The 26,674-nt window shown below is 54.8% G+C and carries 16 protein-coding genes; 13 read left to right on the forward strand and 3 right to left on the reverse strand.

The window, feature by feature from the left end; translation table 11 throughout:
- Positions 1-16 precede the first annotated feature (16 nt).
- From J2I48_RS12365 to J2I48_RS12400, 8 genes are all read left to right on the forward strand, one after another.
- A complete protein-coding gene (locus J2I48_RS12365; protein WP_207335756.1) occupies positions 17-1,687 on the forward strand; it encodes a RagB/SusD family nutrient uptake outer membrane protein in 1,671 nt (556 codons plus the stop codon).
- A gap of 394 nt (positions 1,688-2,081) precedes the next feature.
- Positions 2,082-5,267, forward strand: coding sequence for a SusC/RagA family TonB-linked outer membrane protein (locus J2I48_RS12370; RefSeq protein WP_207335757.1), 3,186 nt, complete (start codon positions 2,082-2,084; stop codon positions 5,265-5,267).
- Positions 5,268-5,287: 20 nt separating this feature from the next.
- Positions 5,288-6,940 carry a RagB/SusD family nutrient uptake outer membrane protein gene (locus J2I48_RS12375; protein WP_207335758.1) on the forward strand — a complete coding sequence of 551 codons (1,653 nt, stop codon included), beginning with the start codon at positions 5,288-5,290 and terminating at the stop codon, positions 6,938-6,940.
- Between the two features lie 187 nt (positions 6,941-7,127).
- The gene (locus J2I48_RS12380) at positions 7,128-8,429 is read left to right on the forward strand and encodes an OmpA family protein (protein WP_207335759.1); all 1,302 of its coding nucleotides are present in this window, start codon (positions 7,128-7,130) and stop codon (positions 8,427-8,429) included.
- 89 nt (positions 8,430-8,518) lie between these two features.
- A complete protein-coding gene (locus tag J2I48_RS12385) occupies positions 8,519-9,178 on the forward strand; it encodes an endonuclease III domain-containing protein (RefSeq protein ID WP_207335760.1) in 660 nt (219 codons plus the stop codon).
- A 79-nt stretch (positions 9,179-9,257) separates the two neighbouring features.
- Positions 9,258-10,394 carry a cell envelope integrity TolA family protein gene (locus J2I48_RS12390; protein ID WP_207335761.1) on the forward strand — a complete coding sequence of 379 codons (1,137 nt, stop codon included), beginning with the start codon at positions 9,258-9,260 and terminating at the stop codon, positions 10,392-10,394.
- A gap of 271 nt (positions 10,395-10,665) precedes the next feature.
- Complete coding sequence (locus tag J2I48_RS12395) at positions 10,666-13,494, forward strand: TonB-dependent receptor (RefSeq protein WP_207335762.1); 2,829 nt, start codon at positions 10,666-10,668, stop codon at positions 13,492-13,494.
- Positions 13,495-13,517: 23 nt separating this feature from the next.
- Positions 13,518-15,002: a circularly permuted type 2 ATP-grasp protein gene (locus J2I48_RS12400; protein WP_207335763.1), complete on the forward strand. Its 1,485-nt coding sequence runs from the start codon at positions 13,518-13,520 to the stop codon at positions 15,000-15,002.
- Between the two features lie 12 nt (positions 15,003-15,014).
- Here the strand turns inward: J2I48_RS12400 and J2I48_RS12405 are convergent, their stop codons facing one another.
- The 3 genes from J2I48_RS12405 to J2I48_RS12415 are packed head-to-tail and all read right to left on the reverse strand — an operon-like array spanning position 15,015 to position 19,911.
- A complete protein-coding gene (locus J2I48_RS12405) occupies positions 15,015-16,457 on the reverse strand; it encodes a sensor histidine kinase (protein WP_229376172.1) in 1,443 nt (480 codons plus the stop codon).
- 10 nt (positions 16,458-16,467) lie between these two features.
- Positions 16,468-18,147, reverse strand: a complete 1,680-nt coding sequence (locus J2I48_RS12410) for a D-arabinono-1,4-lactone oxidase (protein WP_207335764.1) — start codon at positions 18,145-18,147, stop codon at positions 16,468-16,470.
- Between the two features lie 42 nt (positions 18,148-18,189).
- Positions 18,190-19,911 carry a D-arabinono-1,4-lactone oxidase gene (locus J2I48_RS12415; protein WP_207335765.1) on the reverse strand — a complete coding sequence of 574 codons (1,722 nt, stop codon included), beginning with the start codon at positions 19,909-19,911 and terminating at the stop codon, positions 18,190-18,192.
- Between the two features lie 194 nt (positions 19,912-20,105).
- On the opposite strand from J2I48_RS12415, the gene J2I48_RS12420 reads away from it, so the two are divergent.
- The 5 genes from J2I48_RS12420 to J2I48_RS12440 are packed head-to-tail and all read left to right on the forward strand — an operon-like array spanning position 20,106 to position 26,670.
- On the forward strand, positions 20,106-20,741 hold the full coding sequence (locus J2I48_RS12420) for a conflict system bpX4 domain-containing protein (protein WP_207335766.1): 636 nt from the start codon (positions 20,106-20,108) through the stop codon (positions 20,739-20,741).
- Positions 20,738-21,877, forward strand: coding sequence for an AAA family ATPase (locus tag J2I48_RS12425; protein ID WP_207335767.1), 1,140 nt, complete (start codon positions 20,738-20,740; stop codon positions 21,875-21,877). Before J2I48_RS12420 ends, J2I48_RS12425 begins: the two co-directional genes overlap by 4 nt.
- Positions 21,850-22,599 carry a hypothetical protein gene (locus tag J2I48_RS12430; protein WP_207335768.1) on the forward strand — a complete coding sequence of 250 codons (750 nt, stop codon included), beginning with the start codon at positions 21,850-21,852 and terminating at the stop codon, positions 22,597-22,599. Before J2I48_RS12425 ends, J2I48_RS12430 begins: the two co-directional genes overlap by 28 nt.
- Complete coding sequence (locus J2I48_RS12435) at positions 22,596-24,971, forward strand: hypothetical protein (RefSeq protein WP_207335769.1); 2,376 nt, start codon at positions 22,596-22,598, stop codon at positions 24,969-24,971. Before J2I48_RS12430 ends, J2I48_RS12435 begins: the two co-directional genes overlap by 4 nt.
- Positions 24,955-26,670: a bpX3 domain-containing protein gene (locus J2I48_RS12440; protein WP_207335770.1), complete on the forward strand. Its 1,716-nt coding sequence runs from the start codon at positions 24,955-24,957 to the stop codon at positions 26,668-26,670. Before J2I48_RS12435 ends, J2I48_RS12440 begins: the two co-directional genes overlap by 17 nt.
- The last annotated feature ends 4 nt before the right edge of the window (positions 26,671-26,674 follow it).

Consider the following 26,674-nt stretch of genomic DNA (forward strand, 5'->3'; position numbering starts at 1 on the left):
TAACGGAACAGCAATCATGTTGAAAAAATCATATACCGTACTGGCGATGAGTACCCTGCTGCTAGCGTCGCAGGCCTGCCAGAACGACCTCGAAAAAATTGTTAATACCAACCAGCCCAGCGTTGACGTGCTGTCGAGCGAAGTAGCCATTGTGCAACTGGCCAAGGGGGGCATCTACCAAAACGGCTTTGCCAACCTCTATTCATCCGTCGATGACGGACTGGGTGGCAATTTTCTGGCCAACGGCTATGGTATGCACGAAGCCATGGGCGACGTGATCTACATTCCCTGGGGCAATTTCAATTTCAAATACGCCGATAACCCCACCTCGATCACGCTTGAAGATGGTAAAGTAGTAAACATGCCCATTGGCACTACGCAGCCCAACGAACTGCGCACCCGTAACAGCCGGGGATACGGTGCCTCAAACACGATGTTGCTGGAGTGGACGTACATGTACTTCCTCAACAACGCCACCAACGTGATTCTGGACAAAGTGGGTACTACTACTTTCACTGGAGACGCCGACACGAAGCGCAAAACGCTGCAAGCCTGGTCATACTGGTGGAAAGGCTATGCCTACTCACGCATAGGCTCACTCTATGCCGCTGGCATCGTTACCGATAAGCCCAACGAGACAAACTCGAAGTTTTTGACTAACGTGCAAATGGTGGCCGAAGGAAACAAAAATTTCGACAAGGCCGCTGAGATCCTGAAAGGGTTGAAAATTGGTGGGGCCTACACCGACGTGATGTCATTACTGATTCCGGGGTTTGTGCAAAGCGGCAAGGGCGTGGTACCCTCGCCTGAAGCCTGGATTCGGAGCATCAATACGTACAAAGCCCGTAACCTGGTGGCTAATAAGCGTGTAAAAGACATGACCGCTGCCGACTGGCAGAGCGTTAGTGACCTCACTAAAGCAGGTATTCAGTCGGGCGATCCGGTTTTCCTGATGAAGACCTACAGCGATAACAACAAGTCGGCCATTGATAAGGATTACGGCTGGGTAGGGGCCTACAGCGCTACCGACGGTGGTCAGACGTTTTACATTAGTGAGCGCCTGATTCAGGATTTCCGCACTGGCGACAAACGCCTGGCGCAGAACTTCGACCTGCTCGAATCGCCGGAGGTGAACCGCCGTGGTCGCGGACTTGGGTTTGGCACCCGCTGGCAGTTGCTGGATGGCGGCGCGGGTCTGGCCAACGTAAACACCTACGTACACTTGGCCGATTATGGTAAGGACGACATTTACCTGGCGGGTTCGTATGAAGAAAACCAGTTGCTGCAAGCCGAAGCCCTGATCCGTAGCGGCAAAATAAGCGACGGTGTTAAGCTGATCGACGCCGTACGTACGTATCAGGGTGCCGGCATGGCTCCGTTGTCGGCTACCCTAACGGCAGATAAAGCGGCTGAAGAAATTCGTTCGGAGCGGCGCATTGCCTTGTTTTTGCGTGGACTGGCCTTCTATGACGCCCGCCGGATGGGTGTTATCGACGACGTGAGCAAAGGAGGCGGTCGCAAAAACGCCGTGGTAGTAGTTCCCGCCAGCTTTGCCAAGTCAGGCAAGATCGAGTTTCAAACCAAAGCCACGATTAACTACAACTACCTGAGCTACTTCGATGTGCCAGGTAACGAGATTGAGTTTAACGAACCCAGTGCAGGCAGCGCCCCGATCAAGTTAGACTAACGCGTTTCAAAGAAATTACCCGGAGGGCTATACGGCATCACAGCGGTATAGCCCTTTTTTGTAAAGTTGACCCGGTATAAGTTTTATTACTCAAGTTAGCAAGCAGTCATTTAGGGTGTTATCTTACTGAGCACTCAGATAAACTGCTCATTCTGATATAGATACGTCGGTAGAACATACTTATCGTTTATTAATATATTGTTTGTGTGACCCATAGTACTTAAGTATAATTATATATTGCGAATTGTCATTAAAGCAAAATTTTATTTTGCATTTGGTTAAGGATAAGATTCAAACGATCAAGAATGTTTCTCAATACGTTGGTTAGTAAGTTTCCGTTTGATAAGTTTGTAGCGTATATCTTCGTACTACTACTTAAATAAAAACACTTCACATGAGAAGACTGCTACTATTGAGCATCTTATTGGTGTGCTCAGCCTGGACCGTTGCATTGGCTCAGGCGCAGAAAATTACGGGTCAGGTACTCTCTGCCGATGACAAAAGTGCCATGCCCGGCGTGTCGGTTGTGGTGAAAGGGACCACCCGTGGTGCCACTACCGACGCCGAGGGGCGTTACGCCATTGAAGCTGCTGCAACCGACAAACTGGTTGTCAGTTTTGTGGGCACCGTTACCCAGGAAGTCGCGGTAGGCAACCGCACGGTTGTTAATATTACCATGACCACCGATTCTCGTCAACTGACGGAAGTAGTGGTAACGGGTGTGGGTATTGCCACTACGAAAGCCAAGCTGGGTATTGCCGTTGAATCAGTATCAGCCAAAGACCTGCCAGCTGCGCCCACCGCCTCTATCGATCAGGCACTGGTTGGTAAGATTGCTGGTGCTCAGATTGTGAGCGCCAACGGTACGCCCGGTGCTAAAGCCAACATCCTGCTGCGCGGTATCAACACCGTAAACCGGGGTACGGCTCCTATCGTACTCATGGATGGTATCCAGGTAGGTGCTACCGACCTGAACACGCTGGATCTGAGCAGCATTGACCGCGTGGAAGTGATTCAGGGCGCGGCTGCCTCAACGCTCTACGGTGCCCAGGGTGCCAACGGCGTTATTCAGCTGTTCACCAAAAAAGGACAGGACGGCCCCATCCGTGTGAACATTAACAACAGCTACGCCACCAACGAATACCTGAACATTGGTAATGTGCGCAAGGCCGATAAGCACGCTTTTGTGACTGATGCCAGCAATAACGTCATTGGCGTATCGGGCAAGCCCATTACGCTCGACCCCGCTACGACCTACTGGACAGAGAACGTGCAGTACAACGCGCTCGACGTAAACAGCAATGCGAATAAGGCGTACGACCAGAACCTGAAGTATTACGATCACTTTGCCATGTTCTTCCGCCCGTCGGAGACCATCAACAACTCGGTGAACGTATCAGGTGGTAATGCCAAATCGGATTTCAGTCTGACGCTTTCAAACAACTACCAGTCTAGTAACTTAAAAAACAACGGTGATTTTAACCGTACTAACCTGGTAAGCAACGTTGGGTTTACACTGGCCAAGAACTTGACTTTCCGGAGCGTTACGCAACTGGCGTACACCAAGAACACACTTAAAATATTTGATCAGTCACTGATCTATTCACTGAATAATACTCGCCCATTCGCCGACTACGATTACATAGACCCTGATGGCAATTACGGAGCATTCTATGGGCCTGCATCGGGTGTAAACGCTTACAACCCGAATTATCGCACGCAGTACCGTAACCGCACCGATAACAAGATCGACTTGTTGCAAAGCTTTACGCTGAACTACAAGCCAGTTAAGTTTCTGGACTTAAACGCCCGCTACGGACTGAACTACCAGACCGAAGGTGATAACTACACGTATGGTAACCAATCGTTGAACCGTAATATTGCGGTTGACCGTACAAGGTATACAGGCATCAACGCCTCCGATGAAAAAGGCGAGATCAGCAATTACGACTACAAAACGGTATTCCAGAATGCCTTCGCCAGTGCTACGTTTAAAACGGATTTTCAGGAAGATTTCAAAATCAACCTGCCTATCCGCACTTCTACACTGGTTGGTTTTGATTACCGCAAAAACGTATATAGCGAGTACTTCTCGTATGGCTCGGGTTTACCCCTCTACAGCCCCGTTACGGCAGCACAAGCTGGTACCTACCGGATCACCCGCGACAACGTAACTCCCTTCGTAACGTATGGCTATCTGGTAAGCCAGAACATCGAATACGGTGATTTTGGTGGCGTAACGGCCTCATATCGGAGTGATTATTCGTCGGCGTTTGGTCGGGGGTCAACGCCCTTTGGCTTCCCTGCTGTAAACACCTACATCCGTCCGTCGACGTTTAGCTTCTGGCAAAACAGCCCGCTGGGCCAGATTGTGCCTGAGTTTAAGATCCGGGCTGCCTACGGTGAGGCCGGTATTCAGCCACAACCGTTCGACCGCTACCCCACGCTGAGCACCCAAACGTTGGGCACAAGCAACGTATTCTATTACAGCTCTACGCTCAATAACCCTGACCTGAACGTGGAGGTGTCGAAAGAAACCGAAATCGGTACTGACTTCTCGGTGAAAGGTGGTAACGGTGACTGGCTGCGTAAGCTCAATTTCTCGTTCAGCTACTGGAAGCGGAGCACCGACAACGCTATTTATAACGTTGACGTGGCCCCATCGTCGGGCGTGGGTAAGCTGAAAGACAACTCGTTCTCGCTGGCCTCACGTGGTCTTCAGTTCTCGTTGAACACTACGCTGTACCGCGGTCGCGACTTCACCTGGGATTTCACCACCAACTTTGGTCGGCAGACATCAGAGATTACGGCTGTGAAAGGCAACGCCGAAATAACGGTGACGTCGTCGGCTGGTAGCACCAACTATGTGCTGCGGGCTGGTGAGAAAATTGGCCAGTTGTTCGGCTTTATCGCCATCCGCGACCTAAACCAAATTTTACCCGACGGCAAGCCAGCCATAGCCGAAGCAAACAAAGGCCTGTATGAAGTGGCCAGCAACGGCTACGTGGTGAACAAAACCACCAAGCAGCCCCTGTTTAGCTCGAAACAATACAGCATGGGCGACCCAAACCCCACGTTTACGTCGTCGTTTATCAACAATGTGTCGTTCCGCAACATGGTGTCGCTGAACTTCCAGTTCGACTGGACGCAGGGTAGCCACATCTACAACCAAACCAAGTCGTGGATGTATCGTGACGGTATCAGTTCGGAATACACCAACCCAATTACCATCAACGGTAACACGGGTGCCTGGACCGCCTTCTACCGCGGTGTGTATCAGGCCGGTGCCAACAACGGTACGAAAGACTATTTCTACGAAGATGCCTCGTTTGTGCGTCTGCGGAACGTAGCCCTGAGCATCAACCTCGACAAGATTTTCAGCCGCCTGCCCGTGCGTAACCTGCAACTGCAACTGAGCGGCCGCAACCTGATGACCTGGACTAAATACACGGGCATGGACCCCGAAGTTAGCTCAGGTCAAACCACCGGTAACGAAAGCTCAGCCTGGGACCGGGGTACCGACCACAACACCATGCCAAACCTGCGTTCTTATCAGATTGGCTTAAATCTTGGTTTCTAACAACCTACCGAATCAAATCAATGAAGACATTTCTTATAAAATCGGGTCTGGTTCTGGCGGCAACGGGTATGCTGTTTGCCTGCAAAGATCAACTGGACGTTAAAAACCCAAACCAGCCGACGCCAGCCAGCGCCGCTACCGAAATTGGGGTTATTTCGCTGGGCCAGGGTACCGTTTACATCAACGGTATGGGCAACAGCAGCAACGGTATCAAATACAACGACGGCGTTCCCGGTGGTTTTTGGACCGGTGCTACCGGCTTCCATGCCCTCATGGGTGACGAAATCGGTGAAGAGGCCGCCAACCAATTTGGTAACCAGATCGGTATGCCCGACCTCGTTACCCTCGACGATGGTACGAAGGTGACCAACCCCAGTTCGATTCCTACGCAAAATGCTTTGCTGCGCACAGTGAACGTAAACGCCCAGGGGGCATCGAACCCGCTGTATTACGAGTGGGCCTATATGTACAACCTCAACAACGGCATGAATTCGGTGCTGGAGATTGCAGGGGCTACCAAGTTTTCGGGCGACGCCACCGCGCAGGCATCAAAGCTGAACACGCTGAAAGCCTGGGCTTATTGGTGGAAAGGCTACGCCTACTCGCGCCTCGGCTCGATTTATTACGCTGCGCTGATCAACGATCAGGTGGGTGTGACCAATGGTAACTACGTAACGAAGGAGAAGATCATTGAAGAAGCTAGCAAGAACTTCGATTTGGCTAGTACCGCCCTCACAGCCTTGGGTGCCGGCGATGCCAGCTATACGGAGGTGATGAAAGGACTTGTTCCTGAGTTTAACCGCGTGGGTAAAGGCGTTATTTTGACGCCTGCCATGTGGAAGCGCAACATCAACACGATGAAGGCGCGAAACATTCTGGTGAACACCACGCTGAAAGCCATGTCGGCAGCGCAATGGGGCCAAATATTAGCCCTGGCCAACGACGGCGTTACGGCCTCGGACAATGTATTCACGGGTCGGTCGAATGACAACGGTGACTTTATCAACCGGTTGAACGGAACCCTCGCCTTGAAATCGACAGGACCACCCACGACAACTACTTACAAAATCAGCGAGCGCCTGATTCAGGATTTCCCCGCAGGCGACAAGCGGTTGGCAAATAACTTCACTCAACTGGCCGCCCCTGCGCTATTCAACACCGACCGGGGCAACTCATTCAATACGCGCTGGCAGTTGGTGAACAAAGGCAAAGGCATGGCTGGCGTAGTGACGCTAAGCAACCAGGACGTGGGCGCCCACGAACTGTATCTGGCCAGCACCTATGAAGAAAACGAACTGATGAAAGCCGAGGCCCTGATTAACACGGGCAAGATTGAAGACGGTCTGAAGTCAGTAGATGCCGTGCGCGTGTCGCAGGGCGCTGGTCTCACGGCCGTAGCCGGCACGAGCCTGACGCAGGCGCAGGCACAGGAAGAACTCCGCAAAGAGCGCCGGGTAGCCCTGGCCCTCCGTGGATTAGCTTTCTACGATGCCCGCCGCTGGGAGGTGATCAGCAATGGCCGCACCAACGCCGTAGTGATTGACAAAGCCGGTAAGCTGAACACCAAAGCCACGATTACGTATAACTTCTTGGATTACTGGGACGTACCAGACAACGAACTGGCCTACAACCCCGCCGCAACGGGGAGTGCGCCTACCAAGAACCCAAAATAATTTGCACCCAATTCCTGCCCTTAATCAAAACGCCCGGCCCAACAGCCGGGCGTTTTTTATGGCTACAAAATCACCCAGACTGCTCCTGCGATACCAATTAAACCGGTACCGTAATTCGGGCATTAAACGTAAACTACCCCAGGCAATCTAACGTTTTGTTTATGGTCCTTACCTCGGCTACGCTCACATGCAACTACGTTTGATTATCCTTCTTCTTGGCTGGCTTTTAACCCTCTCGGCGGTGGCGCAGTCTGTCGACTACTCGACGCCTAAACCCCGCGTAGATGACGTCAATGATCCCGATGTGGTGATCAACCGCATTGACCTGACGGCTAAATACACGATCATCTATATGCGGTTTCGGGATCGTAATCTGACCCAAGCTGATGAGGAGGAGCAGGATGTACCGCGTAAAGAAAAGTCCAAACCTGCCCCAAAGCGGCCTCCGTTTCGCTTTCCCGGTATTCCATATCCCATTCCCGACCGTATTGAGGCGGACGATTCGCGGACGATTCACTTTGTGCCCACGGCGCGGCTCTATGCCAACGGCGGGGCGCGGTCGTTCAAATTCCTTAAGGCCGATAATATTCCGACCGACAAACGGCGGAAGGTGCGCCCTGGCGAGAAGGTAGACTTTGTGGCTTACTTCGAGCGGCTGGACCCTGGCATTGAAGTCTTTGACCTCTTTGAGTGTTCAGATCGCAACCGACCCGGCGAAACCTGTTTCAACTTTTGGGGTGTGCACGTTATCAACCCACTAAAGCGCACTACGCCGCCCGCCACCCCGCCCGTCAAACCGAAACCTACGCCGCCGCCCGCCCCCAAACCTACGCCCGTGCCGGAGGTCAAGCCCACGCCCCCCACCGACGTGCTGGCCATTAAGGGTACCGTACGTGACGCCAAAACGGGCAAAGCCGTACCGGCCACACTTACCTACCGGCTACTGTCGGGCCCCGAATCGGGTGGCGACGAGGCTGCCGACTCCGTGCGCGCCCAGGCTGGCGATGGAGCCTACCGCATACCGGGCAACGCGTTGACGGTTTGGGACGTGACGGTATCAGCAAAAGGCTATTTCGGGCAGCGTGACACCGTTGCCATTGCCCGCGCTGAAAAAACGGTCAATTTTGAACTGGTCCCTATTGTGGCAGGGGCTAAGATTACGCTCAAAAACATTTACTTCGCCCAGTCAAAATATGAGTTGCAGGCAGAGTCGTTTCCTGAATTGGACCGCCTGGTAACGGTGATGCGACAAAACCCCACCATGACCATTAAACTGGAAGGCCATACCGACATTATCGGCGATTTCGATGCTAACCTGGAACTGTCGCGCAATCGGGTTTTCGCCGTGAAACGCTACCTCCTGAGCAAAGGTATTGCCACAACCCGCGTAGAGGCGGTAGGCTACGGCCACTCGCGCCCCATCAACAGCACCCGCGGCACCCCCCACCCCGAAAACAGGCGAGTGGAGATGGTGATAACAAAAGTTTAATGTTTAAAGTCTACTGTTTAAGGTTAGCTGACGCGAGCATTGCGAACGCGTCAGCTAACCTTAAACAGTAGACTTTAAACATTAAACTCATGCCTCCCTTTCCCCTCGACACCGTCCTTGCCGCTATTGAACCGGCTATTGCGCCTTACCCCAAAGCGGCCATGTTCGATTTGTTTGAGCGGGGGTACAACAGCCTGTTTGAGCAGCTTATTTCGTGTATCATCTCCATCCGCACCCTCGACGAAACCACCATTCCCGTCTCGTTGCGGCTGTTTGACGTGGCCCGTACGCCCGCTGAACTCGCCGCACTCTCGCCCGAAGAACTGACGCCACTGCTTTACGGCACCTCGTACCCGGAGCAGAAAGCGCAGACCATGATTGGCATTGCCCAGCGTATCATGACTGAATTTGGCGGTGAGCTTCCCGCCGATTTCGATGTGCTGACGTCGTTGAAAGGGGTAGGGCCGAAGTGCGCCAATCTCGCCCTGGGTGTGGCAACGGGGCAGGCGGCCATTAGTGTCGATATTCACGTGCACCGCGTAACGAACCGCTGGGGGTTTGTTCACACCAAAACACCCGAACAAACCCTAGCCGTGCTAGAAAAGCAGGTTCCCGTGGCGCAGTGGATCAACATCAACCGGTTGCTGATGCCCTTCGGCAAACACATCTGCACGGGTCCATTACCACACTGTTCTACCTGCCCCGTGTTGGCCTACTGTGCTCAAGTAGGCGTGGAGCGGCATCAGTGATTTACGACTTACGAGCGGTCCGCCGCAGCGGCGGACCGCTCGTAAGTCGTAAATCACTACGCGTCGTAAATTTGTACGCATGAGCAAACAGCTAGAGCAGCAGGTGGTGCGAATTGCAACGAACACGGCCGTTCCGCTGTCGAAGCAGCAAAAAGCGTTTAACCGCTACACCAAACGCATTGCTGAACAGGAGAAACTGATTGCCGAACTCCGCGCCGCCATTGACAAAGGCCGTCAGCGTATCCAGGCCGATTTACTGCCGCTCCGCAAACAGTTCGATCAACTGCGGGCCGATATGGTGCGGCTGTTCGACCGGATGAACACCCACCATATGTTCACCAAGCCCGAACGCAAAAAACTCACGTACCTGATCACCGACATCTCGTATGAACTGATTCAGAAGGGCCACGAAGACCTTACCGAAATTCATGACCGCTATGACGAAGGTGGCTTTGAAGCGGCCATGGCCGAGGCCGAAGAGCAGGATGCCGCCTCGATGCGGATCATGGCCGAAATGATGTTCGGTATTCAATTCGACCCGGCGGTGGATCTGAGCGACCCCGAAAAACTGCGTGAATACATCGGCGAACAATTGCATCAGCGGGCCGAAGTCGATGCGCAGCGCCAACAGGAAGCCGAAGCCAAACGGGCCAGTAAACCCAAAACGGAAAAGCAACAAGCCCGCGAAGCCAAAAAACAGGCCGAGGCACTCAACGTGACCAAAGCCGTACGGGCGTTGTATATGGACTTAGTGAAGGCGTTTCACCCCGACCGCGAACCCGACGAGGCCGAAAAATCCCGCAAAACGGGCATCATTCAGCGGGTGACGGAAGCTTACGAAAAAAGCGACCTCATGGGCCTATTCCGGCTGCAACTGGAATTCGAACGCATCGATCAGGCGCACCTGGAAAAACTCGCCGACAACCAGCTGTTGTATTATAACAAGATCCTGAAACAGCAGGCCGATGAACTGGACGCGCAGTTGTTCCAGATCCAGAATGAACTGCGGGCCATCACGGGTGGGGGTATGTTTGGGTTCAGCACCGCCGTGGGCCTCGACTATGCCATTAACAACGACGTCAAGGCCATCAAAGCCGATATCAAAACGTTGAAAAGCGACCTAAAATCCCTGACCGACCCTTCCATTATGAAGGCTTGGCTAAAGACGTTCCGCATTCCCAAAGACACCGGATCCGGGCCAATGGGGGTGTTTTAGGAGAGGGGTTGGCGGTTCGTAGTTAGTAGCTTGTGGTTGCTGTCGCGCGACAGCAACCACAAGCTACTAACTACAAACTGCCAACCCCTCCCCCCTAAGCAGACCGTTCCGTCGGTTTTTCTACAGGTCGTCAACTTGGTTGTCCATCAGGCATGATACGCCTTACATTTGTTGTTGGCTATATTACATGCAACAGTGAAGACATTTTGTCGTCTCTTTAGTTGTGTGATTATTAATTCGTTGCACTTACTCAGCGATACAACCTACATTCATGAAAAAGAGATTACTTGTTGCCTTGCTTGGCGTGTGTTTCCTTGCCGGTCACTCCCAAGACGCTCAGGCACAAACACCAGCCCTTCCGGGTGGTAACCCGCCGTCTGCTCCTTCATCACCCACCAGTAGTACGGCAGTTCCCCCCGTCATCGACACGACGGTGGTCGATAGCACAAAACAGGTGCCAACAATAGCCAGCCCGGCTAGCGGTACCGAAACGCCCGCCAGCGCAACACCTGCCACAGGGATGCCTGCCACGGGAACACCGCCAATGGGGCAGGGGCAACCCTCACCAGCCAACCAGACTACGGGTGGGGCCGAAGATATTCCGCGTGGCAATGGGAAAATCACTGGTGTTGTTATAGACTCGCTGACCAATAAGCCCGTTGAATTTGCCTCGGTGGCGCTGATCAACACCCAGACCAACCGCCCGGTAGACGGGGCCGTTTGCGACGCACAGGGCAAGTTCAGCATGAACCGGGTGCTGACCGGAACATTCCGACTGTTGGTATCATTTGTTGGCTACCGCAACCAGATAATTCCCCGCGTTACGGTCGAGGCCAGGGGTAATAATGTGAACCTGGGCACCATTCTGCTGGCCCCCGAAGTGCGCAACCTGAAAGAGGTGACCGTGGTAGGGCAGCAGGCTATGGTGGAAGAAAAAGTGGACCGCCTGGTCTACAACGCCGAAAAAGACCTGACGGCTAAAGGCGGCGATGCTACCGACGTGATGCGTAAAGTGCCCATGCTCTCCGTGGACTTGGACGGCAACGTAAGCCTGCGCGGCAGCAGCAACGTGCGGGTGTTGATCAACAACAAGCCCAGCACTATTGTAGCCAGTAGTGTAGCCGACGCCCTCAAGCAGATTCCCGCCGATATGATTAAAACGGTGGAAGTGATTACCAGCCCCTCGGCCAAGTATGATGCCGAAGGTTCGGCCGGTATTATCAATATCGTGACCAAGAAAAACACCTTGCAGGGCCTTACGCTCAATCTTGATTCGGGGGTGGGCAACCGGGGGGCTAACCTGGGTGTGCAGGGTAATTTGCGGACCGGTAAAATGGGTTTCTCGCTCAACGGCTTCGGTCGGGCCAATTATAACGTGGTTGGTGACTTTGAGAACCGCCAGACCGCCGGTACCGTATTGACCACCCAGCGGGCCAACACCCACAACAACGGCCTGTTTGGGCAGTACCAGTTAGGCTGGGATTATGACATTAACAAAACCACGTCGCTCACCACCAGCATCCGCTACGGTGCCCGCAACCAGTATAATTACCAGGATAAGCTGACGACCACCTCCTACCTGCCCACCACCACCCAGATTGGGGTGCGCGACGTAGACGTGAAAGATTTGTCAGGCACGTTTGATGCCAACGTCGATTTTACGAAGACCTACAAACCGCAGCAGGAGTTGAGCATCCTGACGTTATTTAGCCAGAATAACCGGACCAACAACTTCATTGCCAGCATCTACGACAGTCCCTCGGCCTTGAGTATCCTGAGCCGCGAGCGGAATGACAACAACAGCCGCAACCAGGAAACCACGTTTCAACTGGACTACCAGACGCCCATAAAAACCAACCAACTGCTGGAAACGGGCGCTAAAGGCATTTTCCGGCAGGTAAACAGCGACTACACGTACCTGATTGCTCCCGGCGATAACGGCGCTTTTAGCACCAACCCCGCCCGCAAGCCCAACGGCCTCGATTACAACCAGAACGTGGCGGCTGGCTACCTGTCATACACCTATTCGGCTAAGAGCAAGTTTACCGTGAAGGCTGGTGCCCGTTACGAATACACGTTCATCGACGCCCGCTTCCTGAGCGCTACCGGCGATGCGCTGACCTCGAACGTAGCCAGCATCCCCAGCTACGGTAATCTGGTGCCAAGTATCAACCTGTCGAAGAGCCTGAAGGGGGGTAAGACCATCAAACTGGCCTACAACCGTCGCCTGCAACGTCCTGGTATACAGTTTCTTAACCCGAACGTAAACGCCGCTAACCCGCAGAACATTACGGTGGGCAATCCGCTGCTTCGTGCTGAGCTGACCGATAATTTCGAGTTTAGCACCAGCACCTACGTCAAGCAGGTATACATCAACGGGTCGTTGTTTGCCCGGTTGACGAATAACTCGATTTCGACGGTACGCGACACCGTGCAACTGTCATTTGATCCCACCAATCCGGTTTTGCAACGGGTACTGCAAACGTCGTATGCCAATATTGGGCAGGAAAACGCGTACGGTATTAACCTTTTCGGCAACGCCACATTGTTTTCGAAATTGCAACTCGGCGGCGGCGGCGACGTGTATTATGCCGTGTTGAGCAACAACAGCCCCAACCCGGCTTTGCAGGCCCGCAACACGGGCGTGGTAGTTACGGGGCGCCTGTTTGCTTCGTACCAGATGAAGAAAGGCTGGGGTATTCAGGGCTTTGGTTTTGCCCGGGGCAGGCAAATTCAGCTCCAGGGCTACCAGGGCAGCTTTGCCTTCTACAGCCTGGGTATCCGCAAAGAGTTTGCTGAAAAGCGCGGCAGCTTTGGGGTAGCCGCCGAGAACTTCTTCAACCACCCCTTCACGATACGGTCAGAGTCAAGTTCGCCGGTGTTCTCGCAGATGCAGGTGCAGAACCTGTATAATGCGGGTGTGCGGGCCACGTTCAGCTACCGTTTTGGTAAAATGAGCTTCGATGGCGGCGGCTTCGGCAAACGCAAGAAATCGGTGAACAATGACGACGTGAAAGACGGCGATAATGGCGGCAACGGTGGTCAACAACCCGCCGCCCCCGCTGCACCCGCTGGTGGTGGCGGTCGTGGGCCGAGATAAGGTTTTTCCTTATCTTGTTACCCATGAAGCAGTCGCAATCCCTCAACGGCCAAAAGCAGTCTCAGAGCCAGCATCCCCGCAAATTCTCGTTTGCCAGTTATAAGGCCGATAATTTCTTCGACGAAATGTTTGGGGCCGATGGGCAGGTGCGTGCAGGGTATGTGCCCTTCCGGCAGCGCGTGGAGCAACTCACCCGCGACGAAATGCTGAGCCGCCAACAGGCTGCCGAGCGTACGCTGATGAGCATGGGCATCACCTTCAACGTGTATTCGGAAGGGGAGGGGACTGAGCGGATTATGCCTATCGATATCATCCCGCGCATCATCGAAGCGGCCGAATGGCACCAGATGGAGCAGGGGTTAGTGCAGCGGATCAAGGCGCTGAATATGTTTATCCACGATGTCTACAACGACCAGAAGATCCTGAGCGACGGCGTCGTGCCACGTGATTTGATCGAGTCGAGCAAGTGTTTTCTGGAGCCTTGTTTGGGGGTACGACCACCCAAAGACATTTGGTGTCATATCACCGGCACTGACCTGATCCGGGGCGACGACGGGCAGTATATGGTGCTGGAAGACAACCTGCGCTGCCCGTCGGGGGTGTCATATATGCTGGAGAACAGAGAGTTAACCAAGCAGACTTTTCCCGAAGTGCTGGCCTACACGGGCGTGCGGCCCGTGAGCGACTACCCCACACGGTTGCTGCAAATGCTGCAACACATTGCCGACCGCCCCGACCCTACGGTGGTGGTGCTCACGCCAGGAATTTACAATTCGGCCTATTTCGAGCACTCGTACCTGGCGCAGCAAATGGGCGTCGACCTGGTAGATGCCCGCGACCTGGTGGTGTCGGGTGGGTACGTGAAAATGCGTACGACCAAAGGCTTCCGCATCGTCGACGTGATCTACCGCCGCATTGACGATACGTTTCTGGACCCCCAGACCTTTAATCCTGATTCGCTCATTGGCGTGCCGGGCATTTTCGAGGTGTTCAAAAAAGGCCGCGTCGCCCTGGCCAACGCCCCCGGCACCGGCGTAGCCGACGACAAGGTGGTGTATGCCTACGTACCCCGTATCATCGAGTATTATTTGCACGAAAAACCCCTGATTCAGAACGTGCGCACCTACATCTGCGGCGAAGACGACGACCGGCAGTACGTGCTCGACAACATTGCCGAACTAGTGGTGAAAGAGGCTAATGAGGCGGGTGGCTACGGAATGCTCATTGGACCGAAAGCCACCAAAAAAGACCACGACTTATTTCGCAAAAAGATTCAGGATAACCCCCGCAACTACATCGCGCAGCCCACAATCTCGCTTTCGCGGGTGCCCTGCCTCATCGATGGCCACGCCGAAGGCCGCCACGTAGACCTGCGTCCCTACATCCTATACGGCGAACAGATTAACGTAATCCCCGGCGGCCTCACCCGTGTAGCCATGCGTAAAGGCTCTTTGGTCGTCAACTCCTCGCAAGGCGGCGGCGGCAAGGACACGTGGGTGCTGTATTGACGTAGAGGACACTCAGACTAAGGGCAGCGAAATACAAAACTCACTGAACTCACCTGCCACCGAGTTTACGGCAAGGGTGCCGTTGTGGCCTTTGGTCACGATGTCGTAGCTCAGCGACAGGCCCAGTCCGGTGCCCTCGCCGGTGGGTTTGGTGGTGTAGAAAGGCTGGAAGATTTTGGCTTTCACCGCATCATCCATACCTGTGCCGTTGTCATGGATGCGAACCTCAAGTGCTTTGTTGGTCTGGGTGGTGCTGACCGTAATGATGGGCTGGTAGCTGGCCGGGGCTGTTTTTTGCTTTTCCTGCACCGCATAAAAAGCATTATGATACAGATTCAGCAGCACCCGGCCAATATCCTGCGGAACAACGTGGATGGGTAGTAACCCAGGGTCGAGATGCTGAACAAGCTGACAGGAAAAACTATGATGGCGTAGCCGCTGACCGTGATACGCTAGGTGCAAATATTCGTCGGCCAGTTTGTTAAGGTCGGTGGCCTGCCTATCGCCGGTGCTCACGTTGGCGTGTTCAAGCATGCCCTTAATGATGGCCGACGCCCGCCCGCCGTGATGGGCGATTTTTTTGAGGTTTTGTTTTAAATCACCCAGCAGTTCCACCTCCAGGTTGTGGTCGCGGGCGGGTCGCTGCTGCTCATCTTCCAGTTCAGCAACCAGTTCGGCCGATATGTCAGAGAAGTTGGTGACAAAGTTGAGTGGGTTCTGAATCTCGTGGGCAATACCAGCGGTTAGCTCCCCCAGTGAGGCAAGTTTTTCACGCTGAATCAACTGATTTTGCGTAGCCTTCAACTCAAGCAACGACCGTTTCAGGTCTTCTTCCTGGCGCGTATTTTCCGATTTAAAGTAGTAAACGTTCAGGAAAAGTATCGAGAACATGAAAAAGTGATTGAGGTAATACAGGTTTTCGCCGTTGGGCATGACCCACAGTGGCTTCAGCACCGTGAAGGAGTACTTGCACAGAAAGAAGCAGATCAGGTGTAGCAGGAACAGCAGAAAAACGGTCGAGAATTGCCGAAAGAACAGCATAGGCAGCACCCCGGCCGTAACAAGGAGGTATTCGGCGGCATCGACTTCGCCGTGCGAAATAGACGAGTAGGAGTAGTTGATCAGGTTGAAGATCACGAAGAAATAGCAGGCCGCCGTGTACCTCCGGTAATGGTTGAGCACTACCGGCCCGCACGACAAAATACTGGCGGGTACACACTCCCAGAAGGTGACGCGGTGCGGTTCATCGGTGTAGCAGAGCACAAAGCCCAGATATACCAGCGCAGGCACCACGCTAATGCCATTCACCAGCCGGGTGCGTTTACGTAGCCAGCCATCCATCGGGTCGACCACGCCGATGTTGATTACCCAGGACCAGGCCTTTAGGATGGCTGCCAGCGGCAACGCTAAATACGCCTTATACGATGAACGGGCTGTAGCAACAGATGCCTGCATGGGAGTCGAATTAGATAGCAATGTGTTCCCGCCAATAGCTGGTCAGGAACACATTGCCAGGGTCCATTTTAGACCGTAATGCCTTAAAATGGTCTAATTTAGGGTATTGCTGGCTTAAATAAGCAGCACCCGTTGCGGGATCGGCGGCGGGTGGCAACATTTTGCCCCAATGTGGGCGGAACGGGATTTTATTGGCCTGCAATAAGGCCCAAAACTGAGTGAAATAAGCCGCTGACGTGTCGGCGCTGTCGGCGAAGTGCATAATGTTCAGGCGCACCGTATCGGTCTGGTAGCCGGGGCTTAACCAGAACGGACTTTGCCTGGCCCCCGAAATCTCGACCGTGTAAGCCTCGGTGGCGGCATAACCACCCGTTTTGTAGTGCGTATCCATGAGGGCAATGACTTGCTGCGCCTGGTCAAGTGGCACCCATAATTCGGTGTAATTGAGGTTGAAGATCTTCGTGCTAAACTCGAACGTGTCCATGGCTAAGGCCTCCCACCAGACATCCCAGAAATGCTGTTCTGGTTTTTCGGGGCTGAAATAAAGGCTCATCAGCGATTTATAAATTGCTGGAAAATTTGCCTCGATTGCCTGCTCTATGTCGCTCCAGAACGGCGACGAGGGGGCTTCGCTGAACAGGTTCAGGGTCAGCTGCTTATACCAGTTTGGCCAGTTGTTGATCAGCCAGAAACAGAGCGAAGCCATCATCTCGGCAGGCAGTCGGGTGGTTATGGGCGTAGGCGTAATGGGCATGATGGGTGCCTTAGGTGCTTTGGGCGGGGCAGACAGGGGCATGCCAGGTAACGTAATGGCCGGAAACGGTGGGTCGTAGGGGTTGGGTCCCTGGCCTACAAACGGTTCGTCGGCCCTGGTCATGGGGTGAGCCTGCCAGGTAATGAGCCATTGCAATTCGCTATACGGCCACCAGAGCAACCGCATGTGGGAAGTGGTGCGCAACAGGCTCTCCAGCGTCGGTTTTTCAGGGTCAATCGTTGCCCCAAACGCGTAGGGCGCGGTGTCTTGTGTGGTGGTGATTTCGGTGCCCACTATGTTCACCGACTGATAACCGTCGACGGTGAAACCGGGCAGGCAGGCCAGCGTCACCGACACCACCACGCCCAGTAACCCCAATGACACCCCCACGGCATAAAACGGATCGTCGAGGTCAGCGCAGCGGCGAAACGTGGTGGCCTGCCCGGTGCCGTCTACCAGCCGGATGGCGCACACCTGGTCGCCAAAGGAATGAGTGACCGAGCATCCTTCCGACCCCGTGGCCATAAAACCCGCAATGGTCTGGTGAGCCACGGCAGGCACGTTGGGCAGCACCCAGCCTTTGGTGGCCAGCAACTGAAACAGCCCATTGGTGGCCGTAGACACCGCCGACGGATCGAAGGGGTCGTAGGCAAGATTCCAGCCTGCCCCCACCGTTACTTCGAGGCGTTCGTCGTCGAAACTAGCTGACCGCAGCTGGTCCAGTTGCAGGTTGATGTTTGGCCCAACGGCGGTATCATCGTCGGGGAAGCCATCAGTAAACACCGACTCGTCTACCGATTGGGCCGCCCCCCGTACGCGTACCTGTAGGTGGTTGGCAGCGGCATACCTGACCAGCGCACCCACCTGTTCTTCGGTATGGGGATGATACAGCTTGTTTTTTGTATCGTAAAGGGCTTGTAAATCAGCGGGTAGCATAGGCGTGGTGGGAAAAAAATGGGTGGAGAGACAGAAGTAACGCTAGTGTGGCTGGAGAATCTCCAGGCGGTCCCGCCAGTAGTCGGACACGAGTAGCTGATAGGGGTCCATTTTTTGTCGTAAGGCGTGCCATTGATCCCATTTGGGGTAATTGGCGGCCAGGTAGCCTTTCCAGGCTGGGTCCTGCGCGGGGTTGGGCATGTACTTACCCCAGTGAGGCCGGAACTTGTATTTCCGTAGCAGGTTCCAGAACAGCGAATAATAGGCTATCGGGTCGCCGGTGTTGTTGGCAAACCAGAAAATGTCGATACGGATCACGTCGTGCTGGTAGGCGGGGCTAAGCCAGAAATCGGTACGGCCAGCGGCGTAGATCTCCACGCAGAATGTACTGGCATGGTTGGGGTCGCTCTTGTAAAAAGCGTGAAGCTCATTCATCAGGGCGGTAGTCTGCTCAATGGGAATCCAGAGTTCGGTAAACCAGACCGGAAACAGCTTGTCGCTCATCTGATTGTCCATGGGCAACCCGCGCCACCAACTGTCGCTGAACTGCTGATGCTGACCGAGCGGGTCTAGTTTCACAAATACATTCAGCAAATCCTGAAAAATGGTCTGTCTATTGTCCGCTACTCCCTTTTCGATGATAGTGGTCAGCGGGTTATTAGGCCCCAGGACATTTTCCAGCCAGATGGGCCATTGGCCAATGGCCGTAAAGAGCAGGTCGGCCAACATGGCTAAGGGCAGGAGGCCTGGCGGCATGGAACCTGGTACCGGCACGGCACCGCCAGGCGTGTAGGTGAGTTCCTGGTAGGGGCTGTAGGGTACGTAGGGATTGGTACCGCTGGACTGGGGCACGGTTCGTTTGGCCTGCCACACCACCACTCGTCCGGGGTTGGGCGGTGTGGCTTCTAGGTCTGTCTGAGGCCACCAGATCAGGCGCGTGTAGTCGGTCTGCTGAAGAAACGTCTGCAAGTCGGGGCGGGCGGTGGGGCCGGGGGCGTGGGTGCTGAACAGGTTTACGGCGCAGGTGTCGATGGTGGTGATCGCCTCCTGTCCCGCAATGTCGAAGGTGCGGTAGGTGTTGCCCTGCGGGTCGGTGAAGGCCACCGGACTACAGTCGAAGGTAACGGCGGTTATGATGCCCATCATACCCAGATTGGCAAAGGCAAGCCCAAAGAAATCATCGTCGAGATTCGCCGGGGCGGGTCGCTGCACGGTTTTCTGGTACACCCCCACCGGGCTGCCGGGGTCGTCGGGATTCTGGTGGCCGTAATACACCAGGTCTACGGCCACGATGGCATTTTCAAACGCGAATTTTGTGGACCCCCCCGACGAACCCGTGGCGATGAACCCGCCCACCGTTTGGTGCGAAATGCCCCCTAAATCGGGTAAGCACCAGCCGGTTAGGTCGGGCCGCATACCGTCCAGATAAAAAGGGTCCAGTTGATACAGCAGCGAGTTTTCGAGTTTGGATACGCCCGTTGGGTCAAAGGGGTCGTAGCCCAGGTGGCACCCTGCCTGCACCGTAACCCGGTAATTGGGCCGGTCGAAGGTGACGCTGTTGAGGTGAGAGAGCATGATATACAGCGACGTATTGGGGTGAGCCATGTTGGCCTGCTCTGCCTGTTTAACCATCGGAAACGAGTGGGCCGCCCCCCGCACGGCTATCGTCTGGTTATTGTCTTTGGCCTGTTGCACCAGCGTCATCAGCTCGGCTACGCTTTCGGGTAGCCAATAGGTAACGTCATTAATCGGCAGGTTCTTCATTGTGTCAGGATTGAACTGTGGATAGGATGCACTGATGAGGTAGTAAATTCGGCACGTTATATCCGAACGTTGTGGACAAACAACCTCCCCAACGACCATAGACACGTTGGGCCTTGTTAAACCTAGCGATTGCCCTATGCAATCGACTGTTTATTTAGTGGAAGGGACTTTATTTAAGGAGGTTAACTTGCTGCATGACAAATCATTTTCTGCAAACAATTCAGCGGGTGCGTAGGCACGAGGAGGTCATCTTGTGGGACAATGGACTGGTTATTTCGCAAAGCGATGAGGGCGAAGTAGCGGGGTTTTTGGCCGACGAATACCGGAGAGAAGCGCTCGATTATCCGTTTGTGCCGCCAGCTTTTGATGAAGCGGCCGCCTGTTGGGGTGCCCGAACGGTGTATACTGCCGCCCAACTGGGGCTGTTTCGCCAGCACAAACCCGACGACCTGCCCGCCCTGTTGCCACCCTGTGCCAACCCTGTTTCGGCAGCGGCCATGCTCTCTGCCGACCTGATGCTCCGGTTTTTGCCCGACCTGGTGTTGTTCCTTACCCAGATTGATGCCGATGATCCACTGATACCTTTGCTGGAAAAACACCTGCACACCTGGCATTTTTCGGCTATCGCCTACCCCGTTATCTGGGATGATCTTGATCTTACTCCCCTAACACAAGACCCGTGCCTGTGCCAGCGCTACATCGACCGGTTGCTGGCCCATAACAAACAGCCCGCCCCGACAGCGACTTTGTTGTGGAATAGCATCAACGCTGCCCTGGGCGACCATGCCAGGCAACTAACCCAAACGCCGGGCTACTTTCACCAACTATGACCCCTATTGATACCCTTAATCAGGTAGTCACGTACCTGAAACGTTCGTTTGTTGGTAAAGACGAACTCATTGATTTACTGGCTATTGGCTTGCTGGCGCGGGAAAATGCGTTCCTTTTCGGTCCACCCGGTACGGCCAAAAGTGCCATTGTGCAGCGCCTGGCCACGTGCATCGACGGGGGGCGAAATTTCGACTACCTGCTCACCCGTTTCACCGAACCGAACGAGCTGTTTGGCCCCTTCGACATTCGGAAGCTGAAGGAGGGGGAACTCGTTACCAACACCGACGGCATGCTGCCCGAAGCGGCGCTGGTGTTTCTCGACGAGATTTTCAATGCCAACAGCGCCATTCTGAACAGCCTGCTTCTGGCCTTGAACGAAAAGGTATTTCGGCGGGGGAAAGAGACGCGTGCCCTGCCCGCACTCATGTTTGTAGGAGCCAGCAACGCCCTGCCCGACGACGATGCCCTGGCCGCGCTACTCGACCGATTTCTGATTCGCGTGAAGTGCGATTATGTTGACCCCGACCGGCTCGATGAGGTGCTGGTGGTGGGCTGGCAATTGGAAAACGCCGACCCCACCACCCGCCCCACCATTGCTGCCGACACCGTGCGGCAGCTACAGGCCAAAAGCCGCACCGTTGACCTGGCGCCCATCCGCAAAGCCTACGTCGATCTGGTGCATACGCTGCGTAATACGGGCATCAACGTGTCTGACCGGCGCGCGGTGAAGTTGCAGAGTCTCATAGCGGCGAGTGCGTTGCTTTGTGGCCGTTCAGAGGCCATCCTATCTGACTTGTGGGTGCTAAAATACATCTGGGATACCGAAGAGCAGATTGAGATTCTGGCCGGACTAGTCGATGCCGTCATTGAGCAGGATATAGCCCCGGAGCAAGGGCAAGTAGCTCACCCACAGGCCATTGGTACTAAGCAGCCCAACGCCGAAGACCTCATGGCTGAGGTAATTCTCCTGCGCGACCGCTGGACCACGGGTCTGACGTTGCCCGAGCAAAGTGTGCTGAAAGACAAACTGCGCTACGTGCAAACCCGCGTAAACTGGGTGCAACACATCGGCCACAAACAGCATATCCAGACCGAACTGGACGGACTATGGCAGCAGATCATACAGACCATGTAAGCTGGTTTTTGGCCATCGACCGAGCCAAGATCAACCACCTGTGCGGCCTGCGGGCGTGGCCCAACCTACAGGTGGCTTTTGCCGACGAGCAGGTGTGGGTCACGGGTTTCACCGCCGCCGACATCGACTCGGTAGCGGTGCAGGCAATTCCGCACAAGTGGCTGTATTACCAGCGCGGCGGGCAACTGTTTCCGCGTGGTAGCCTGCTGCCCGCCCGGCCCTTTTCAGGGCAACTCTGGACGCCCATTGCGCGGGCGTTGCCGGTGGAGTTACCCGGCTATAACCACCACTTTTTCGGCCTTGCCGAATCACTGGATATCAGTCTTCAACCCGCTGACAATGAGCAACCTGCCGTGGCCATGATGACCACCTTACCCATGCTGGCCCGCTATGTGCTAACGGCCCCGGCTGTGCGGTTGCGGGCAGTGCAATGGACGGTGCTAGACCAGGACAAAGTGCTGGTGCTGGGTGTGCCGCTGCTGCCCGTGCCTGGTGAGCCATTCTGGCAAAAACTGGATTGGCTGCTACCCGTCGGCTTCGACACGAAATGGCCCGTTTTAGACGAAACCCTGAACGCCAAATTGAATCCTGACGGCACCGACTGGCTCATTTGGCAAGCCACCACTACTGGCGGCGGTGAGATGGGAGCCGCCTTTTTTCGGGTGCCCAAAGCCGACCTGATGTCCCTGTCGATTCGCTCGTTTCGCCTCACTGCCTCATGACCAACGATCAGTATTTCCAGTCTATCAGCGACTACGTCTGGCAGTGGGAAGACAACGGCGCGGTGGTGGCTATTCCCGGCGGCACCACCATTGCCTACCGCCAACTATTGGTCGATTTGCTGAACCAATTGGCCCCGCAGGGGCTGCCACCATTTGGTTCGCTATTAATGGCTCTGGCCGCCACCAACCTCAGCGGTAAGCAGGATGTGCGCCTTATCAACGAATTGATTATCAGAGCTTTGCCTTCATTATCTGCACAGGGATTCATGCAGCAGGAGATCGATCAGGCCATCGCGTTGCTGCATCAGTTGACCACCGTGCCCGACCAGCATCGGCAGGGCAGGAAGCGGCTGTTACTGCTGCAAACGCTCTTCGATGGGGCGCACAATGGCCTGTCGCCGGTGCGGTCGAAGGCGGTGCTGAACGACTTGATTAATCCCGAATCGGCTGCCGGGTCGGACTTTCTTCAGCCACAACCGTTCGCCAAGTCGGTGTTGTTTCGCGACCTGAAAACGCTGACCATCGCCAGTCGCCGGTATCCGACTGTGGCTGCGCTGATGGAAGCAGTGGCTGCCGTGCCTGACCTCCCCGATGCCGACCTGCTGCTCACCCCGCCTATGACCCCGGAGGCGCTGGTAGAGGCGCTGTTAGCGAACGAAAAAACGGTGCATGTGGGCGCGTTGCTCAAGCCGCTGTGGGCAGGGCTGGCCATGCCCCTGCACCGGGCGCAACCGAGTCAACAACCGCTGGGCGGCGTCTCGGACCTGACCAACAAAGGGGCGTATGATCGGCTGCTGCTGACCGAATTTGCCCAGGACGACCTGCTGTTTCTGTCGCGGCTGGCCAACAACGAGGCCCTGTTTCTGAACCGCGAACTGCCCCCCGCCGCCAACGATGCCGAACGTATCTTTCTGCTTGACGTGTCGCTGAAAACGTGGGGAACGCCCCGCACACTGGCCTTTGCCCTGTTGCTGGCGCTGGCCAAACACCCTAAAACCGACATTGGCAGTAGGGCATATGTGGTGGGAAAACGGGCCGTGCCGATTGCCTTCGCCACCGTCGAGGAGCTGATTGATAGCTTATTGCACCTGGATGGTAGCCTGCACCCCGCCGACGGGCTAACCCAGTTTATGACCCAGCAATACGACCGCCGCGCCACCCCCGAACTCGTGCTGATCACCACGCCCGACAATCTGCAAACCCCCGCCCTGCAACGCTGGCTGGCCGACTACCAGACCGATCTGACCTACCTGATGACCACCCAGCCCGACGGTGCGATTGTGGTCTATAAACAGCAGAAAAAAGCCCGTAAGCACCTGCAAACGCTGATTTTGCCCATCGACAAACTTTGGCAGGCGCAGGTGGGTAAGGCCAAAAAAGAAAGGATAAACGAAGACGATCCAGCCGATGACGCGCTAAGTCGGGGCACTTACCCCATCCTGTTTCCATACAGCGGCGGTGGGCAATTATTGTCGACGGCCCATGAGACAGTGCTGTACTATATTACCGCCGGGCGCAGTTTGCTGCGCAGACAGCTTAACAAGGAGTTTGTCTCAAGACCAGATATCGCCCGCAAAGGCTGGACGCTGCTGTATGAAAACCTGCCCACGAAGGGTAAATTCTGCGAGATTGGTGCGCTGAGCAATGGCAAACACGTGTTGTTGCAGTTTGACCCGTCAAAGAAAATCATTTACCTGCTGACCATCGAAACCGGCGACCAACTAAGTATTGATTTTTTGGACTGGAAACAGTCGGGTTACGAGCGGTTTGTATTCAGCAACGATTATTTTTTCTGGAAAACCACATCGGTCTATTGGATAATTGACCCGCGTAGTGCTGCGATCAGTAGGTATGACCAAGACCCACTAACCGATCTACACGATTGGCACCTCAATCGAAAAAAAACGCTAGATGAATTGTTGCTGAAAGTGCCCCAGGTGAATGTGTTGAAAAACGTAAACAGTATATTCATCAATGTACAGAATAACCTGGTCATCAATCAGCATGAGCTACGCCTGAACACGGGCGGGGTATTTAAACTGGATGTGACGTCGTTTCTGAAAGCAAAGGTTGTGGCAGAGCCGAATCGAGGCAAAACACTGTTTACGTTTCCCGACGGAAGCACCGTACAGGTAAACCGAAACGGTATGTTGATCCTGACGAGTACCGACCTTAATTCGTTTCCTTTTTACGTGCCATTGGTGCTCGACGGGGCGTTGGGTATGTGTGTAAAGGGTTTCTTTTCAGGTAATAAATACTACCAGCCTGAGGGTATGGAAACGAGTGATTTAGAATCACCACCAACTAATTTTTGGCATCGTTTTGTAGCCCCATTTGTTCAAACCATTCTGAATCATGCAGTTACGGATTGATCCATCTCCGCGCAATGTTTATCCGATAGGTGGGTTGCTGATTCGGGGGGCGCAGCCGGGCGGGTGGGTGGCCGAGGTGCAGCGCATGGGCCTGTCGCTGCAACAGTGCGTAGTGTATGCCTTGCCGGGGGCTGTGCCCAACTCGGTTTGGGGTTGTCTGGTAGACCTACCCCTGGGAATCACGGTAGCCGACCCTGGCCCAAATGCCGCCTGCCAACTGGCCGAAGGGCTGCTCTACCTGCCCGAACGGGCCGCGCTGTATCCCGCCCTGGCCGCTGATGAACTACCCCGCCTGCTGCGTCAGGTGCCTCACCTGCTGCACCCCGAACTGGGCCTGGTGGAATTGGTCGACGTGGTAAACTGGAGCCAACTGCTCAACCTGCCCGCCGAACGGCCCATGACTGTGCTGCGCCCCGCACAATCAGTGGCTGAACCGGCACGGGTACATAGCTTTCGAGTGGTGCCCGTAGCGCCCGAAACAGCCCTGGCCGGACTTGCCGATGGCTTTGGCAGTGCCGCCAGTGACCCCATCGACAAGCCGCTGAGCCTGCCTGAAAAAGTCAAACTGGGCCTATTACGCACCCTTTTTCGTCGGGAAGAGACCGCCAAATCGGCTGGGTCAACCTCCCGGCCTACAGGCCTGGCCAACTGGTTTGAGCGACTGTTTTCGCCCGGCAGTGAGGTAATGAACAGGCTGCAACAGGACTTCGATAAACTGGACGAACGCAACCAAAAACAGCTCGACAAGCTGCTGAAACTCCTGCGCGACAACCCCGAACTAGCCCTGAAATATGCCTTGCCGCTCGACAGTGAAGGCACCAGCCGGGGTGGCAACACGGGCGGGGCATTATTTAACTGGTCGGTGCGGTGGCTCGATTTTTCGTTGTCGGGTAGCAACTCGTCGGGTCGTGGGCGGGGTGGTGGCCCTACCCTGGCCGAAGCGCAGTTTGCGGCGCTACAGGCGCAGTACAGCCAAACTGCCGAAGCGTTTATCAGGCAGCAGGACTACCGGAAAGCGGCCTTCGTTTACCTGAAACTGCTGAAAGAACCCCTGCATGCTGCTCAGACACTGGAGGCTGGTAAACTGTATGCCGAAGCCGCCGCGATTTACCTTAAGTCGCTGAAAAACAAGGCGAAAGCTGCGGAATGTTATGAAAATGGACAGATGACCCACGAGGCCATTGCGCTATATATCGAGTTGCAGCAGCATGAAAAAGTGGGTGATCTCTACTGCGCCATCAACCAGCGCCAAAAGGGAATGATCCATTACCAACAGGTGGTGACGGACTATGCGCAGCGGCATCAGTACGTAAAGGCATCGCTGTTGTGCCGTAACAAAATGGGTGATGCCACTGCTGCACAAGCCATGCTACTAAACGGCTGGCGTGACAGGCACGACTCGGTCAACTGCCTTACCAATTACTTCGCCAGCATTGCTGATGAACCGCAGTGGCGGGCTGCTATCGAGTCGGTCTATGCCCATGATGTGTCGCTCGAAAACCGCGAAGCGTTCCTGACCGTGATGCGGCACGAGTTTAGTAAACAGACTGAGTTCAGCACCCGCATCCGCGATATAGCCTATGAACTGATCGCTGCCGAACTGCCCCACAAACCCGGTATTTTGGTACAACTGAAAGCGTTTAACCCTACCGACAAACTGGTGGTGAAAGATGTGATCCGTTACAAAAGCAAGGCGTGACAGA

It is taken from the genome of Fibrella aquatilis, assembly GCF_017353255.1.
GTDB classification, from domain to species: Bacteria; Bacteroidota; Bacteroidia; order Cytophagales; family Spirosomataceae; genus Fibrella; species Fibrella aquatilis.

Coding starts and splice junctions, on each gene's coding strand:
- J2I48_RS12365 (WP_207335756.1), top strand. CDS start 17: ATGTTGAAAAAATCATATACCGTACTGGCGATGAGTACCCTGCTGCTA.
- J2I48_RS12370 (WP_207335757.1), top strand. CDS start 2,082: ATGAGAAGACTGCTACTATTGAGCATCTTATTGGTGTGCTCAGCCTGG.
- J2I48_RS12375 (WP_207335758.1), top strand. CDS start 5,288: ATGAAGACATTTCTTATAAAATCGGGTCTGGTTCTGGCGGCAACGGGT.
- J2I48_RS12380 (WP_207335759.1), top strand. CDS start 7,128: ATGCAACTACGTTTGATTATCCTTCTTCTTGGCTGGCTTTTAACCCTC.
- J2I48_RS12385 (WP_207335760.1), top strand. CDS start 8,519: ATGCCTCCCTTTCCCCTCGACACCGTCCTTGCCGCTATTGAACCGGCT.
- J2I48_RS12390 (WP_207335761.1), top strand. CDS start 9,258: ATGAGCAAACAGCTAGAGCAGCAGGTGGTGCGAATTGCAACGAACACG.
- J2I48_RS12395 (WP_207335762.1), top strand. CDS start 10,666: ATGAAAAAGAGATTACTTGTTGCCTTGCTTGGCGTGTGTTTCCTTGCC.
- J2I48_RS12400 (WP_207335763.1), top strand. CDS start 13,518: ATGAAGCAGTCGCAATCCCTCAACGGCCAAAAGCAGTCTCAGAGCCAG.
- J2I48_RS12405 (WP_229376172.1), bottom strand. CDS start 16,457: ATGCAGGCATCTGTTGCTACAGCCCGTTCATCGTATAAGGCGTATTTA.
- J2I48_RS12410 (WP_207335764.1), bottom strand. CDS start 18,147: ATGCTACCCGCTGATTTACAAGCCCTTTACGATACAAAAAACAAGCTG.
- J2I48_RS12415 (WP_207335765.1), bottom strand. CDS start 19,911: ATGAAGAACCTGCCGATTAATGACGTTACCTATTGGCTACCCGAAAGC.
- J2I48_RS12420 (WP_207335766.1), top strand. CDS start 20,106: ATGACAAATCATTTTCTGCAAACAATTCAGCGGGTGCGTAGGCACGAG.
- J2I48_RS12425 (WP_207335767.1), top strand. CDS start 20,738: ATGACCCCTATTGATACCCTTAATCAGGTAGTCACGTACCTGAAACGT.
- J2I48_RS12430 (WP_207335768.1), top strand. CDS start 21,850: ATGGCAGCAGATCATACAGACCATGTAAGCTGGTTTTTGGCCATCGAC.
- J2I48_RS12435 (WP_207335769.1), top strand. CDS start 22,596: ATGACCAACGATCAGTATTTCCAGTCTATCAGCGACTACGTCTGGCAG.
- J2I48_RS12440 (WP_207335770.1), top strand. CDS start 24,955: ATGCAGTTACGGATTGATCCATCTCCGCGCAATGTTTATCCGATAGGT.